The following is a 12,589-nucleotide window of genomic DNA, read 5'->3' on the forward strand; positions in this document are numbered from 1 at the left end:
GGCGGGAGGCGTCTGAGAGGAACGAGCCGGCGATTCTCTCAGACCGTACACTGCCGGCCCTCATGAAGCGCATCGTCATCCTGATCTCCGGCCGGGGCTCGAACATGGAGGCCATCGTGCAGCGCTGCGCGGCCGAGGGCTGGCCCGCGCGGGTGGTGGCGGTGATCGCCAACAAGCCCGATGCGAAGGGCCTGCAGTTCGCCGCAGCGCAGGGCATCGCCACCGCGGTGGTCGACCACCGCGCGCACGGGGTTCGGGCCGACTTCGATGCCGCGCTTGCCGCCTGCATCGACGGCTTCGCGCCCGACCTCGTCGTGCTGGCCGGCTTCATGCGCATCCTCGGCGAGCCCTTCGTGCAGCGTTACGCCGGGCGGCTGATGAACATCCACCCGTCGCTGCTGCCGGCCTTCCCGGGGCTGCACACGCACCGCTCGGCGATCGATGCCGGCTGCAAGCTCGCCGGGGCGACGGTTCACTTCGTCACCACGCAGCTCGACCACGGGCCCATCGTGATGCAGTCCGTCGTGCCGGTGAAGCCGGACGACGACGACGCGGCGCTGTCCGCGCGCGTGCTGGCGACCGAGCACGTGATCTATCCGCTGTCGGTGCGCTGGTTCGTCGAGGACAAGCTGTCGATCGACGAGGGCGGCCGCGTGCGGCATCGCGACGGGGCGTCGCAGCTGCTGATCGGTTGATCGGCGGCCGGTCAGCCGCCAATCGATCCAACGGCGGCTTTCATCGACCTAACGGGGCTTTCAGCCGCCAATCGTTTCCAACGGCGGCCTTCAGCCATCGAGGGGCTGAAAGCGTCGTTGCTCGATGCCGTCGATCACCACGGTCTCGAAGAACATCGCATAGGGGCGCACCCACAGCGCACCTTCGCCGTACAGCGGCCGATACACCACCATCGGCTCCAGCGTCTCGCTGTGGCGTGCGACGCCGACGAGTTCGTAGTGGTTGCCCTTGTAGTGTCGATAACGCCCCAAAGGCGCGGCAGGCAGGGGCGGCAGGTCGTCCATCGGGGGCTGCGGGGATAATCCGGGCATGCATCCTAACGCCCTGCTGGACCTGGCGACCGAGCTGCTGCGCGGCTTGAGCAAGCTCGACGCGCCGGCCGACGGCATCGTCTCGGCCTTCTTCCGCAAGCACAAGAACCTCGGCCTGCGCGAACGCCATGCGCTGGCCGAGACCGCCTACGCGGTGCTGCGGCGCAGGCCGCTGTACCAGCACCTCGCGCAAAGCGGCCACGGCGCGCTCGAACGCCGGCTGGCCATCCTCGCCTGGCAGGGCCCGGACGCGCTGCTGCGCGGCGCGCTCGGACCGACCGAGCAGCAGTGGCGCGCGCAGGTGCAGGCGCTGGACCGCAGCGGCTTCTCCGAGAAGCTGCGCCACAACCTGCCCGACTGGCTGGCCGGTGCGCTGCGCACGCAGCTGGGCGACGAAGCCTTCTGGGCGCTGGTCACCGCGCTCGACGCGCCGGCGCCGCTGGACCTGCGTGTCAATACGATGAAGCTGCGGCGCGAACAGGCGCAACAGACGCTGGCCGACGCCGGCATCGAGTCGCAGCCGACGCCCTATTCACCCTGGGGCCTGCGCGTGCACGGCAAGCCGGGGCTGAACAAGCTGCCGATCTTCATCGGCGGCGGCGTCGAGGTGCAGGACGAGGGCAGCCAGCTGCTGGTGTCGCTGCTCGACCCGAAGCGCGGCGAGATGGTGGTCGACTTCTGCGCCGGCGCTGGCGGCAAGACGCTGGCGATCGGTGCCGCGATGCGCAGCACCGGCCGGCTTTATGCCTTCGATGTGTCCGGCCATCGGCTGGAGGCGCTGAAACCGCGCCTGAAGCGCAGCGGGCTGTCGAACGTGCATCCGGCGCAGATCGCGCACGAGCGCGACGACCGCGTCAAGCGCCTGGCCGGCAAGATCGACCGCGTGCTGGTCGACGCGCCGTGCTCGGGCCTCGGCACGCTGCGCCGCAACCCGGACCTGAAGTGGCGCCAGTCGCCGAAGGCCGTCGCCGAGCTGCAGGCCAAGCAGCGCGCGATCCTCGACAGCGCGGCACGGCTGGTCAAACCAGGCGGGCGCCTCGTCTACGCCACCTGCAGCCTGCTGGTCGAGGAGAACGAGCAGGTCGCCGGTGCCTTCGCCGAAGCGCACACCGACTTCGTGCCCTTGAAGGCGCACCGTTTGCTGGAGCAGGCGCATGTGGGCGACCCCGAAGCACTGGACCAGGATGGCTACCTGCGGCTGTGGCCGCACCGCCATGCCACCGACGGCTTCTTCGCGGCGGCCTGGGAGCGGCGCTGACCCGGCCACGGGCCACGGGATGGCGGGCGCCGGGGCGCCGGGGAGCTCCAGGAATGGCCCGGGATTGCTAGGCAGTTTCCACACCTGCGAGCCACACCCCCTCGCCTACAATCGATGATCCGCCTGTTCTCTGGGTGGCAAGGTTGACTATGACGGTGATGACGACACTCTGGGATGCACTGATCGCCTGGCTGGCGAACGGGCTGACGGATGCTGCCTGGTGGCAGATCCTGCTGTTCACGCTGGTCACGACGCACATCACCATCTCGGCGGTGACGATCTTCCTGCACCGGGCGCAGTCGCACCGTGCGCTCGAACTGGGCCCGATCCCGTCGCACTTCTTCCGCTTCTGGCTGTGGATCGGCACCGGCATGGTGACGAAGGAGTTCGTCGCCATCCACCGCAAGCACCATGCGAAGTGCGAAACCATCGAGGATCCGCACAGCCCGCAGACGCGCGGCCTGAAGGCCTTGCTGCTGACCGGCGTCGAGCTCTACCGCGCCGAGTCGAAGAACGCTGAAACGATGGTCAAGTTCGGCCACGGCACGCCGGACGACTGGCTGGAGCGCAACGTCTATTCGCGCTTCACCTGGCAGGGCGTCGGCCTGATGCTGATCCTCGACGTCGCGCTGTTCGGCGCGATCGGCCTGACGGTCTGGGCGATCCAGATGGCGTGGATCCCGGTGTGGGCCACCGGCGTCATCAACGGCATCGGCCACTACTGGGGCTACCGCAACTTCGAGGTGGCCGATGCGTCGACCAACGTCTCGCCGTGGGGCATCCTGATCGGCGGCGAAGAGCTGCACAACAACCACCACACCTACCCGACGTCGGCGAAGTTCTCGGTCAAGCCCTTCGAATTCGACATCGCCTGGGGCTACATCCGCGCGCTGGAGATGCTCGGCTGGGCCAAGGTGCGCAAGACAGCGCCGCAGCTCAAGCTCGGCCAGATCAAGCCGCAGGCGGATGCGAAGACGCTCGAGGCGATCATCGCCAACCGCTACGAGGTGATGGCCAAGTACGCGAAGGAACTTCGCGCTGCCTGTGCCGGGGAACTGCAGCATCTGAAGGAGCAGGGCGCCAGGAACAGCGCGCGCCTGTCCGACCTGAAGCTCGCCAAGCGCTGGCTGCACCGCGACGACGAAAAGATCCCCGAAGCCGTGCGCCCGCAGCTGGCCAGTGCTGTCAGCGACAGCCCGAAGCTCGCGAAGCTGGTGGCGATGCGCGAGGAACTGCGCCAGCTCTGGACGCGCACCAACGTGTCGGCCGAGCAGCTGGTCGTCGACCTGCAGGCCTGGTGCAAGAAGGCCGAAGCCAGTGGCATCGTGGCGCTCGAGCAGTTCTCGATGAAGCTGCGCGCGGCGCACGCCTGATCGATCGACCGGTGCTCCTGGCGCCGGCATGACGAACGGGCCCTGCGGGGCCCGTTGTCGTTGGTGCTGCACGGTGGTGGGTGCCATACAGGCGGTGTCAGGCGGTCACGTCGTCAGCGCTGTTCCGCCCCCGAGAGCCCACACCGGAAGACGCAGGCAACAAAAAACCCGCCTTCAGGGCGGGTTCTTCGTTTGAAGCGGGGCCGAATTACTTCAGCTTCACTTCCTTGTAGGCCACGTGCTTGCGTGCCTTCGGATCGAACTTCATGAATTCGAGCTTCTCGGGCGTGGTCTTCTTGTTCTTGCTGGTGGTGTAGAAGTGGCCGGTCCCCGCAGTGGATTCCAGCTTGATCTTTTCGCGTCCGCCTTTGGCTGCCATGGTGTGCTCCTGTTTGCAGTTGCTAGGGGATTACAGCGCGCCCTTGGCGCGCAGGTCGGCCAGCACGCTGTCGATGCCGACCTTGTCGATCAGGCGCAGCGCGGCGCTCGACACGCGAAGGCGCACCCAGCGGTTCTCGCTCTCGACCCAGAAGCGGCGGTACTGCAGGTTCGGCAACCAGCGACGCTTGGTCTTGTTGTTGGCGTGGGAGACATTGTTTCCCACCATCGGGCCCTTGCCCGTGACTTGACAGACGCGTGCCATGACGCTTCTCCAGACTCTTGACTGTTGCAGGCACGGCAACCAGAGCAGGGGGACCGCGATCGGCGTCAGGGATGCTGACTACCGACATCGACCGCCTGGTGGCTGCCCTTCGATTTCCGGCCTCTTCCGTCGCTGGCCGATCCGTCCGGATCGATCAAATGCAGAAGGTGCCGCTTTCGGCAAAGACCGCGATTATAGCCAGATTTCTCCGGCCGGCCGCGTCAGGACTGCTGCTCGAGGAAGCGCTGTGCGTCCAGCGCGGCCATGCAGCCGGTGCCGGCCGAGGTGATCGCCTGGCGGTAGACGTGGTCCTGCACGTCGCCGGCGGCGAAGACGCCCGGCACGCTGGTCATCGTCGCGAAGCCCGACAGGCCGGACTTCGTCAGGATGTAGCCGTCCTTCATCTCGAGCTGGCCCTGGAAGATCTCGGTGTTGGGCTGGTGGCCGATGGCGATGAAGCAGCCCTTGAGCGTCAGCTCGCGCGTGGCGCCGGTTTGCGTGCTCTTGAGCCGGATGCCGGTGACGCCGCTCTGGTCGCCCAGCACTTCGTCGAGCGTCTCGTGGAGCTCGAGAACGATCTTGCCGGCGGCGACCTTCTCGTGCAGCTTGTCGACCAGGATCGCCTCGGCGCGGAACTTGTCGCGGCGGTGCACGAGGTGCACCTTCGCGGCGATGTTCGACAGGTACAGCGCTTCCTCGACCGCGGTGTTGCCGCCGCCGACCACCGCCACCGTTTCGCCCTTGTAGAAGAAGCCGTCGCAGGTGGCGCAGCCGCTGACGCCGCGGCCCATGAAGGCCTGCTCCGACGGCAGGCCGAGGTACTTCGCGCTCGCGCCGGTGGCGATGACCAGTGCGTCGCAGCTGTACTCGCCACCGTCGCCCTTGAGCTTGAACGGACGTTGCGACAGGTCGACCTGGTTGATGTGGTCGAACACCATCTCGGTCGCGAAGCGCTCGGCGTGTTCCTGGAAGCGCTGCATCAGCTCCGGGCCCTGCACGCCCATCACGTCGGCCGGCCAGTTGTCGACATCGGTCGTGGTCATCAGCTGGCCGCCCTGCGCGATGCCGGTCACGAGCACCGGCTTCAGGTTGGCGCGGGCCGCGTAGATCGCGGCGGTGTAGCCGGCGGGGCCGGAACCGAGGATCAGCACCTGGGCATGCTTGGGGGATGAGCTCATCGGGATCTGCGATTCAATGTTTGTTGGCGTGCCGCATCGGAAGCGGCACACGACCGGCAGAGATTGTCACATGGGGGTCGATCGCTATGCCGTGAGCGCTGTCAATCGGCACAATAGTGAAATTGAACACGAAAGCGGCGGTTTGCCGCACGGCCGCGCTGTCGGGACAGGCTCGGCTGCCAACGAACTGCGAAGCGCCAAGAAGGGGATCACCGCGATGTCGATGCTGACGAATCTGGACCTGATTCGCCGTGTACCGCTGTTCTCGATGCTGACCAACGAACAAGCCCAGAGCATCGCCGACAGCGTCGTCAAGCGCCGCTTCCGCCGCGGCGAGCTGGTGGTCGAACAAGGCCGCAAGAGCAATGCGCTGTTCATCCTGCTCAACGGCCGGGCCCGCGTGCTGACCTCCGATGCGCGCGGCCGCGAGGTGATCCTGGCGGTGCTGGAGTCCGGCGACTACGTCGGCGAGATGAGCCTGATCGACAACGAGGCGCACTCCGCGACCGTGCGTTGCGAGATCCAGACCGACATGCTGATCCTCGGCCGCGCCGAGTTCGCGCGCTGCCTGCCCGAGAACTCCACGCTGTCCTATGCCATCCTGCGCGGCCTCGTGCGCCGCCTGCGCCACGCCGACCGGCAGATCGAGTCGCTGGCGCTGCTGGACGTCTACGGCCGCGTCGCGCGCACGCTGCTCGAGATGGCCGAGGACATCAACGGCGTCAAGATGATCCGCGGCAAGGTGTCGCGCCAGGACATGGCCAAGGTGGTCGGGGCCTCGCGCGAGATGGTCAGCCGGGTGATGAAGGACCTCGAGGAGCGCGGTGTCATCGAGACCCAGGAGAACGGCTCGGTGATCATCAAGGAACGCGTGCAGCAGCCCGAGTAGTCGCGATGGTCACTGCGCCACAATGCGGCGCATGACCTTTCCGCTCGGTTCCCTGCGCGCCGATGGCCCGGCCGGCGTCGGCACCCCGCGTGATGCCCGATCGCCGAACGGCGCCGGCGCGATGCGCTGGCCGCGCCAGTTCGCGCTGATCATCGCGGCCGTCGTGTGGCTGCTGGCCCTGCTGGCGCTGGCGACGCACGATGCCACCGACCCCGGCTTCTCGACCTCCGGTGCCGGCGACGCCATTCGCAACCGCGCCGGACTGCTGGGCGCGTGGGCGTCCGACCTCGCGCTCTTCCTCTTCGGTTACTCGTCCTGGTGGCTGATGCTGGTCAGCCTGCGGGCCTGGCTCGCGGGCCTGGCGCGCTGGCTGCGTGGCAGCGCGCCCGATCCGACGCTGCCGCCGCGCTGGGTCTTCTGGTGCGGCCTCGGGCTGCTGATGCTGGCCAGCTGCGCACTCGAGTGGACGCGCCTGTACCGTTTCGACGCCGCGCTGCCTGGCGGTCAAGCCGGCGGCGTGCTGGGCATCGTCGCTGGCGGTACCTCGATGAAGTGGCTGGGCTTCGCCGGTTCCGGCGTGCTGTGGATCGCCGTGCTGGTGCTCGGCCTGTCGCTCGCCTTGCGCTTCTCGTGGACGCGCGTGGCCGACAGCCTCGGCGCGTGGATCGAAAGCATCGGCCAGCGCCGCAGTGCCGCGCGCGAGCAGCAGGAGGACAAGCGCATCGGCGAACGCGCGGTCAAGGAGCGCGAGAAGGTCGTCGAGGTCGAGCGCGCGGTGGTCGAGGACCATGCGCCGATCGTCATCGAGCCGACCGTCGTCGAGGTGCCGAAGTCGACGCGCGTCGCCAAGGAACGCCAGAAGCCGCTCTTCGTCGAGCTGTCGGACACGAAGCTGCCGCAGGTCGACCTGCTCGATGCGGCGCCAGGCCGGATGGAATCCGTGCCGCCGGAGTCGCTGGAGATGACCTCGCGGCTGATCGAGAAGAAGCTGCGCGACTTCGGCGTTGAGGTGCGCGTGGTGGCCGCGTCGCCCGGCCCGGTGATCACCCGCTACGAGATCGAGCCGGCCACCGGCGTGAAGGGCGCGCAGGTGGTGAACCTCGCGAAGGACCTCGCGCGTTCGCTGTCGCTGGTGTCGATCCGCGTCGTCGAGACGATTCCCGGCAAGACGACGATGGCGCTGGAGCTGCCGAACGCCAAGCGGCAGACCATCCGCCTGGCCGAGATCCTCGGCTCGCAGGTCTATGCCGATGCGGCGTCGCAGCTGACGATGGGCCTGGGCAAGGACATCGTCGGCGCGCCGGTGGTGGCCGACCTCGCGAAGATGCCGCACTGCCTGGTCGCCGGCACCACCGGCTCGGGCAAGTCGGTGGGCATCAACGCGATGATCCTGAGCCTGCTGTACAAGGCCGAGGCGCGCGACGTGCGCCTGATCCTCATCGATCCGAAGATGCTCGAGATGAGCGTCTACGAGGGCATCCCGCACCTGCTGTGCCCGGTCGTCACCGACATGAAGCAGGCGGCCAACGCGCTCAACTGGTGCGTCGGCGAGATGGAGCGGCGCTACAAGCTGATGAGCAAGCTCGGCGTGCGCAACCTCGCCGGCTACAACAAGAAGATCGCCGAGGCCACCGAGCGCGGCGAGAAACTGCCGAACCCGTTCAGCCTGACGCCCGAGGAGCCCGAGCCGCTCGACCGCCTGCCCTTCGTCGTCGTGGTGATCGACGAGCTGGCCGACCTGATGATGGTGGTCGGCAAGAAGATCGAGGAGCTGATCGCGCGGCTGGCGCAGAAGGCGCGCGCCGCCGGCATCCACCTCGTGCTCGCGACGCAGCGGCCGAGCGTCGACGTGATCACCGGCCTGATCAAGGCCAACATCCCGACCCGGCTGTCGTTCCAGGTGTCGAGCAAGATCGACTCGCGCACCATCCTCGACCAGATGGGCGCCGAGGCGCTGCTGGGTCAGGGCGACATGCTGTACCTGACGCCCGGCGGCGGCATTCCGGTGCGCGTGCACGGTGCGTTCGTGTCCGACGACGAGGTGCACCGCGTCGTCGAGTACCTGAAGTCGCAGGGCGAGCCGAACTACATCGAGGGCATCCTCGAAGGCGGCACGCTGGACCTCGAGCTAGATGGCGGCGCCGGGGGCGGCGCAGGCGGCGGCGGCGACGGCGAGTCCGATGCGATGTACGACCAGGCCGTGGCCATCGTGCTGCAGCACAAGAAGGCGTCGATCTCGCTGGTGCAACGGCACCTGCGCATCGGTTACAACCGCGCCGCGCGGCTGCTGGAACAAATGGAGAAGTCGGGTCTCGTATCGGCCATGGCCACCAACGGCAACCGGGACCTGCTGGTCCCGCGCCGCGACAACGAATGAAGACACTGCTCCTTGGCGCCGCGCTGGCGCTTTCGCTCGGCACCGCGCGGGCCGATGCGCTGGACACGCTGCGCAGCTTCACGCGCGAGGCGGCCAGCGGCCGCGCCGAGTTCACGCAGACGGTGACCTCGCCCGACGGCGCGAAGAAGAAGACCTCGAGCGGCAGCTTCGAGTTCTCGCGGCCCGACCGTTTCCGCTTCGCGTATGCCAAGCCCTTCGAGCAGTTGATCGTCTCGGACGGCAAGAAGGTCTGGCTGCACGACCCGGAGCTGAACCAGGTCGCGGTGCGGCCGGTGTCGCGTGCGCTCGGTGCGACGCCGGTGGCGTTGCTGGCCGGCGGCGCGATCGAGAAGGACTTCGACCTCGCGGCACTGCCTGCCAAGGACGGCCTCGAGTGGGTGCAGGCGACGCCGAAGCTCAAGGAGGGCCAGATCCAGGCGCTGAAGATCGGCTTCCAGGGCAAGGCACTGGCGGCGCTGGAAATCGTCGACGCCTTCGGCCAGCGGTCGCTGCTGCAGTTTCGCGACGTCGCGCTGAACCCGAAGCTCGCCGAAGAGCGCTTCCGCTTCCTCGTCCCGAAGGGCGCCGACGTGATCGAGCAGTGAACTTGCCTCGGCGCTGAAATGACGACGGGCGCCTCGGGCGCCCGTTGCTGCTTCAGTGCCGCTGGATGGCGGCCGTGATGCGAGGTCAGTGCGTGACGACGTCCATCAGCCCCATCTCGGCGCTGCTCATCATCTGCTCGATGTCCATCAGGATCAGCATGCGCTCGACGTCGCCGGTCTTCACCGTGCCGAGGCCGGTGATGTAGGCCGAGTCGATCTGGCCGTTGAACTCGGGCGCCGCCTTGATCTGGTCGCTGCGCAGTTCCAGCACGTCGCTGACCGAGTCGACGACGATGCCGATCGTGCGGCCCGCGATGTTCAGGATGATCACGACGGTGAAGGCGTCGTACTTGACCTCGTCCAGCGCGAAGCGCACGCGCATGTCGACGATGGGCACGATCACGCCGCGCAGGTTCACGACGCCCTTCATGAAGCCGGGCGTGTTGGCGATGCGGGTGGGCTGTTCGTAGCCGCGGATCTCCTGCACCTTCAGGATGTCGATGCCGTACTCCTCGGCGCCGAGCTTGAAGGACAGCACTTCGCGCGGCGTGCCATGCACGGCAGCCGCGGCACCACCGGCCAGCGACGGCGACACGGCGGCGGACGGGGTTTCGATCGCGATGCTGGCGCTCATGGGGGACTCCTCGGGTGGTGAACAGCGTGCCGGGCAGTGTGCGGCGCGCGGTTCCTGGCGGATCGGCGGAAAAAGCGCGCCGACTAACCGCTTTTCCACCGCTGCCAGAATGGCGCCATGCCTTCCCAGGAGTCCCTGTTCGGCGGTGAGGACGAGCCGACCGCAGCACCGCCCGCGGCGGCCACGGAACCCGCTGCCGACGCGCCGCTGGCCGAGCGCCTGCGCCCGCGCACGCTCGACGAGGTGATCGGCCAGCAGCACCTGCTGGGCCCCGGCAAGCCGCTGCGCGTGGCCTTCGAGACGCACCGCCTGCCGTCCTTCATCCTGTGGGGGCCGCCGGGTGTCGGCAAGACCACGCTGGCGCGGCTGATGGCCGGCGCGTCGAATGCGCACTTCATCGTGCTGTCGGCGGTGCTGTCGGGCGTCAAGGACATCCGCGATGCGGTCGAGCAGGCCAAGGCGCGGCGGCAGCGCGGGCAGGGCACGGTGGTCTTCGTCGACGAGGTGCATCGCTTCAACAAGGCGCAGCAGGACGCCTTCCTGCCGCATGTCGAGTCGGGTCTCTTCACCTTCATCGGCGCGACGACCGAGAACCCGTCGTTCGAGGTCAACTCGGCGCTGCTGTCGCGCGCGACGGTGCATGTGCTCAAGCCGCTGGAGCCGGCCGAACTGACGCAGCTGATCGAGCGTGCACGCAGCGCGCTGAACGCGCCATCGCTGACCGACGCGGCGCGCGATCGCCTGATCGGTTATGCCGATGGCGATGCGCGCCGGCTGCTCAATGCCGTCGAGACATTGGTGCACCTGGCCGGTCCCGGCCGCGCCGAGCCGCTGGACGAGGCGATGCTGGAGCAGGCGCTCGGCGAGATGCTGCGTCGCTACGACAAGGGCGGCGAGCAGTTCTACGACGCGATCTCGGCGCTGCACAAGTCGGTGCGCGGCTCCGATCCCGATGCGGCGCTGTACTGGCTCGCGCGCATGCTCGACGGCGGTGTCGACCCGCGCTACGTCGCGCGCCGCGTGATCCGCATGGCCAGCGAGGACATCGGCCTGGCCGATCCGCGCGGGCAGGAGCTGGCGCTGCAGGCGGCCGCCATCTACGAACGCCTGGGCTCGCCCGAAGGCGAGCTGGCGCTCGCCCAGGCCGTGGTCTACCTCGCGATCGCGCCAAAGTCGAACGCCGTCTACAAGGCATGGAACGCGGTGCGCGCCTTCGTGCAGGCCGACGGCACGCGGCCGGTGCCGCTGCACCTGCGCAATGCGCCGACGAAGCTGATGAAGGGCCTGGGCTACGGCCGCGACTACCGCTACGCGCACGACGAGGCCGACGGCTTCGCGGCCGGCGAGCACTACCTGCCCGAGGGCCTGCCGCCGCAGGTCTTCTACGAGCCGACCGAGCGCGGTCTCGAGCAGCGCCTGGGCGAAAGATTGGCGGAATTCCGCCGCCGGAACCAGGAAGCGAAGAACCCTCGGTAGTGCGCTTGCACAACCGCGGATAGTTCGGCGGACCAGCGGGAATCTCCCCCCGTTTCTCAGGAGGACCCCCTCCTACAATCCCGCGCAGCCTGCAGCCGCCACCGATGGCCGGCTTCTTGCAAACACGCCAGAAGATGCCCGCCAAGGTTGGCGGCGCGAGGAGACCCGCCGATGGAAATACTGTTGCAGCAGATCATCAACGGTCTGGTGCTGGGCAGCATGTATGCGCTCGTGGCACTGGGCTACACGATGGTCTACGGGATCATCAACCTGATCAACTTCGCGCACGGCGAGGTGTTGATGGTCGGGGCCTATACCAGCTGGACGGTCGTGATGGCATTGCAGGGTGCGGGCCTGCCGGGCTGGCTGGTGCTGCTGCTGTCGCTGATCGCCGCGATCATCATCTGCGCGGCACTGAACTTCGTCATCGAGAAGATCGCCTACCGGCCGCTGCGCAATGCGCCGCGCCTCGCGCCGCTGATCACCGCGATGGGCATGAGCCTCTTGCTGCAGACGCTGGCGATGATGGTCTGGCAGCCGAGCACCAAGCCGTATCCGATCCTGCTGCCCTCCGAGCCCTTCTTCATCGGCGGCGCGGTGATCAACGTGACGCAGATCCTGATCCTCGGCGTGACGGTCTCGACGCTCGCGGGCCTGATGTACCTCGTCAACCGCACCAAGCTCGGCCGCGCGATGCGGGCCACCGCGGAGAACCCGCGTGTCGCCGCGCTGATGGGCGTGCGGCCCGACATGGTGATCTCGGCCACCTTCATCATCGGCGCCGCGCTCGCCGCACTGGCCGGCGTGATGTACGCGGCCAACTACGGTTCGGTGCAGCACACGATGGGCTTCATGCCGGGCCTGAAGGCCTTCACCGCGGCCGTGTTCGGCGGCATCGGCAACCTGGCCGGCGCCGTGGTCGGCGGTGTGCTGCTGGGGCTGATCGAGGCACTGGGTGCCGGCTACATCGGCGTGCTGACCGGCGGTGTGCTCGGCAGCCAGTACCAGGACATCTTCGCGTTCATCGTGCTGATCCTCGTGCTCACCGTGCGTCCGCAGGGCCTGCTCGGCGAACGCGTCGCGGACCGCGCCTGACGCGCCCCGGAGTCA

The 12,589-nt window shown here is 68.0% G+C and carries 13 protein-coding genes; 8 read left to right on the forward strand and 5 right to left on the reverse strand.

The features are described 5' to 3' along the window. Positions 1-62: 62 nt before the first annotated feature. The gene (gene purN, locus P1K89_RS11310) at positions 63-695 is read left to right on the forward strand and encodes a phosphoribosylglycinamide formyltransferase (protein WP_284616556.1); all 633 of its coding nucleotides are present in this window, start codon (positions 63-65) and stop codon (positions 693-695) included. A gap of 90 nt (positions 696-785) precedes the next feature. Here purN and P1K89_RS11315 read toward each other — a convergent pair whose 3' ends face one another. Beyond that, complete coding sequence (locus P1K89_RS11315) at positions 786-1,019, reverse strand: DUF1653 domain-containing protein (RefSeq protein ID WP_284616557.1); 234 nt, start codon at positions 1,017-1,019, stop codon at positions 786-788. A 25-nt stretch (positions 1,020-1,044) separates the two neighbouring features. Between P1K89_RS11315 and P1K89_RS11320 the strand changes: the two genes are divergently transcribed. Continuing rightward, entirely contained in the window at positions 1,045-2,304 is a 1,260-nt protein-coding gene (locus tag P1K89_RS11320; RefSeq protein WP_284616558.1) for an RsmB/NOP family class I SAM-dependent RNA methyltransferase, read from the forward strand. A 149-nt stretch (positions 2,305-2,453) separates the two neighbouring features. Further along, the gene (locus P1K89_RS11325; protein WP_284617480.1) at positions 2,454-3,677 is read left to right on the forward strand and encodes a DesA family fatty acid desaturase; all 1,224 of its coding nucleotides are present in this window, start codon (positions 2,454-2,456) and stop codon (positions 3,675-3,677) included. A 208-nt stretch (positions 3,678-3,885) separates the two neighbouring features. Here P1K89_RS11325 and rpmG read toward each other — a convergent pair whose 3' ends face one another. The 3 genes from rpmG to trxB all read right to left on the reverse strand — a co-directional run bounded on the left by rpmG (position 3,886) and on the right by trxB (position 5,498). Further along, on the reverse strand, positions 3,886-4,056 hold the full coding sequence (rpmG, locus tag P1K89_RS11330; RefSeq protein ID WP_058087945.1) for a 50S ribosomal protein L33: 171 nt from the start codon (positions 4,054-4,056) through the stop codon (positions 3,886-3,888). Between the two features lie 30 nt (positions 4,057-4,086). Beyond that, positions 4,087-4,320, reverse strand: a complete 234-nt coding sequence (gene rpmB / locus P1K89_RS11335) for a 50S ribosomal protein L28 (protein WP_284616559.1) — start codon at positions 4,318-4,320, stop codon at positions 4,087-4,089. 221 nt (positions 4,321-4,541) lie between these two features. Then, complete coding sequence (trxB, locus tag P1K89_RS11340; RefSeq protein WP_284616560.1) at positions 4,542-5,498, reverse strand: thioredoxin-disulfide reductase; 957 nt, start codon at positions 5,496-5,498, stop codon at positions 4,542-4,544. Positions 5,499-5,715: 217 nt separating this feature from the next. Here trxB and P1K89_RS11345 point away from each other — a divergent pair, with 217 nt between their 5' ends. Genes P1K89_RS11345 through lolA form a run of 3 tightly spaced genes read left to right on the forward strand, consistent with a single transcriptional unit; the run spans position 5,716 to position 9,369 of the window. Continuing rightward, the gene (locus tag P1K89_RS11345; protein ID WP_284616561.1) at positions 5,716-6,387 is read left to right on the forward strand and encodes a Crp/Fnr family transcriptional regulator; all 672 of its coding nucleotides are present in this window, start codon (positions 5,716-5,718) and stop codon (positions 6,385-6,387) included. A gap of 31 nt (positions 6,388-6,418) precedes the next feature. Further along, on the forward strand, positions 6,419-8,764 hold the full coding sequence (locus P1K89_RS11350; RefSeq protein WP_439897972.1) for a DNA translocase FtsK: 2,346 nt from the start codon (positions 6,419-6,421) through the stop codon (positions 8,762-8,764). Next, entirely contained in the window at positions 8,761-9,369 is a 609-nt protein-coding gene (lolA, locus tag P1K89_RS11355) for an outer membrane lipoprotein periplasmic chaperone LolA (RefSeq protein ID WP_284616562.1), read from the forward strand. The genes P1K89_RS11350 and lolA overlap by 4 nt, the downstream gene beginning before the upstream one ends. Positions 9,370-9,454: 85 nt before the next feature. On the opposite strand, the gene P1K89_RS11360 is transcribed toward lolA, so the two are convergent. Then, positions 9,455-10,003: a chemotaxis protein CheW gene (locus P1K89_RS11360; RefSeq protein ID WP_284616563.1), complete on the reverse strand. Its 549-nt coding sequence runs from the start codon at positions 10,001-10,003 to the stop codon at positions 9,455-9,457. A gap of 117 nt (positions 10,004-10,120) precedes the next feature. On the opposite strand from P1K89_RS11360, the gene P1K89_RS11365 reads away from it, so the two are divergent. Together P1K89_RS11365 and P1K89_RS11370 are read left to right on the forward strand one after the other, a co-directional pair. Next, positions 10,121-11,479, forward strand: a complete 1,359-nt coding sequence (locus P1K89_RS11365; RefSeq protein ID WP_284616564.1) for a replication-associated recombination protein A — start codon at positions 10,121-10,123, stop codon at positions 11,477-11,479. A gap of 171 nt (positions 11,480-11,650) precedes the next feature. Next, the gene (locus P1K89_RS11370; protein WP_284616565.1) at positions 11,651-12,574 is read left to right on the forward strand and encodes a branched-chain amino acid ABC transporter permease; all 924 of its coding nucleotides are present in this window, start codon (positions 11,651-11,653) and stop codon (positions 12,572-12,574) included. Positions 12,575-12,589: the final 15 nt, after the last annotated feature.

Source organism: Aquabacterium humicola (genome assembly GCF_030167915.1).
GTDB classification, from domain to species: domain Bacteria; phylum Pseudomonadota; class Gammaproteobacteria; order Burkholderiales; family Burkholderiaceae_C; genus Pseudaquabacterium; species Pseudaquabacterium humicola.

Bases quoted from the DNA above. Each gene is read 5' to 3' on its own strand.
- P1K89_RS11365 (WP_284616564.1), top strand. From the start codon at position 10,121: ATGCCTTCCCAGGAGTCCCTGTTCGGCGGTGAGGACGAGCCGACCGCA.
- P1K89_RS11320 (WP_284616558.1), top strand. From the start codon at position 1,045: ATGCATCCTAACGCCCTGCTGGACCTGGCGACCGAGCTGCTGCGCGGC.
- P1K89_RS11315 (WP_284616557.1), bottom strand. From the start codon at position 1,019: ATGGACGACCTGCCGCCCCTGCCTGCCGCGCCTTTGGGGCGTTATCGA.
- rpmG (WP_058087945.1), bottom strand. From the start codon at position 4,056: ATGGCAGCCAAAGGCGGACGCGAAAAGATCAAGCTGGAATCCACTGCG.
- purN (WP_284616556.1), top strand. From the start codon at position 63: ATGAAGCGCATCGTCATCCTGATCTCCGGCCGGGGCTCGAACATGGAG.
- P1K89_RS11360 (WP_284616563.1), bottom strand. From the start codon at position 10,003: ATGAGCGCCAGCATCGCGATCGAAACCCCGTCCGCCGCCGTGTCGCCG.
- P1K89_RS11370 (WP_284616565.1), top strand. From the start codon at position 11,651: ATGGAAATACTGTTGCAGCAGATCATCAACGGTCTGGTGCTGGGCAGC.
- P1K89_RS11325 (WP_284617480.1), top strand. From the start codon at position 2,454: ATGACGGTGATGACGACACTCTGGGATGCACTGATCGCCTGGCTGGCG.
- P1K89_RS11345 (WP_284616561.1), top strand. From the start codon at position 5,716: ATGTCGATGCTGACGAATCTGGACCTGATTCGCCGTGTACCGCTGTTC.
- trxB (WP_284616560.1), bottom strand. From the start codon at position 5,498: ATGAGCTCATCCCCCAAGCATGCCCAGGTGCTGATCCTCGGTTCCGGC.
- rpmB (WP_284616559.1), bottom strand. From the start codon at position 4,320: ATGGCACGCGTCTGTCAAGTCACGGGCAAGGGCCCGATGGTGGGAAAC.
- P1K89_RS11350 (WP_439897972.1), top strand. From the start codon at position 6,419: ATGACCTTTCCGCTCGGTTCCCTGCGCGCCGATGGCCCGGCCGGCGTC.
- lolA (WP_284616562.1), top strand. From the start codon at position 8,761: ATGAAGACACTGCTCCTTGGCGCCGCGCTGGCGCTTTCGCTCGGCACC.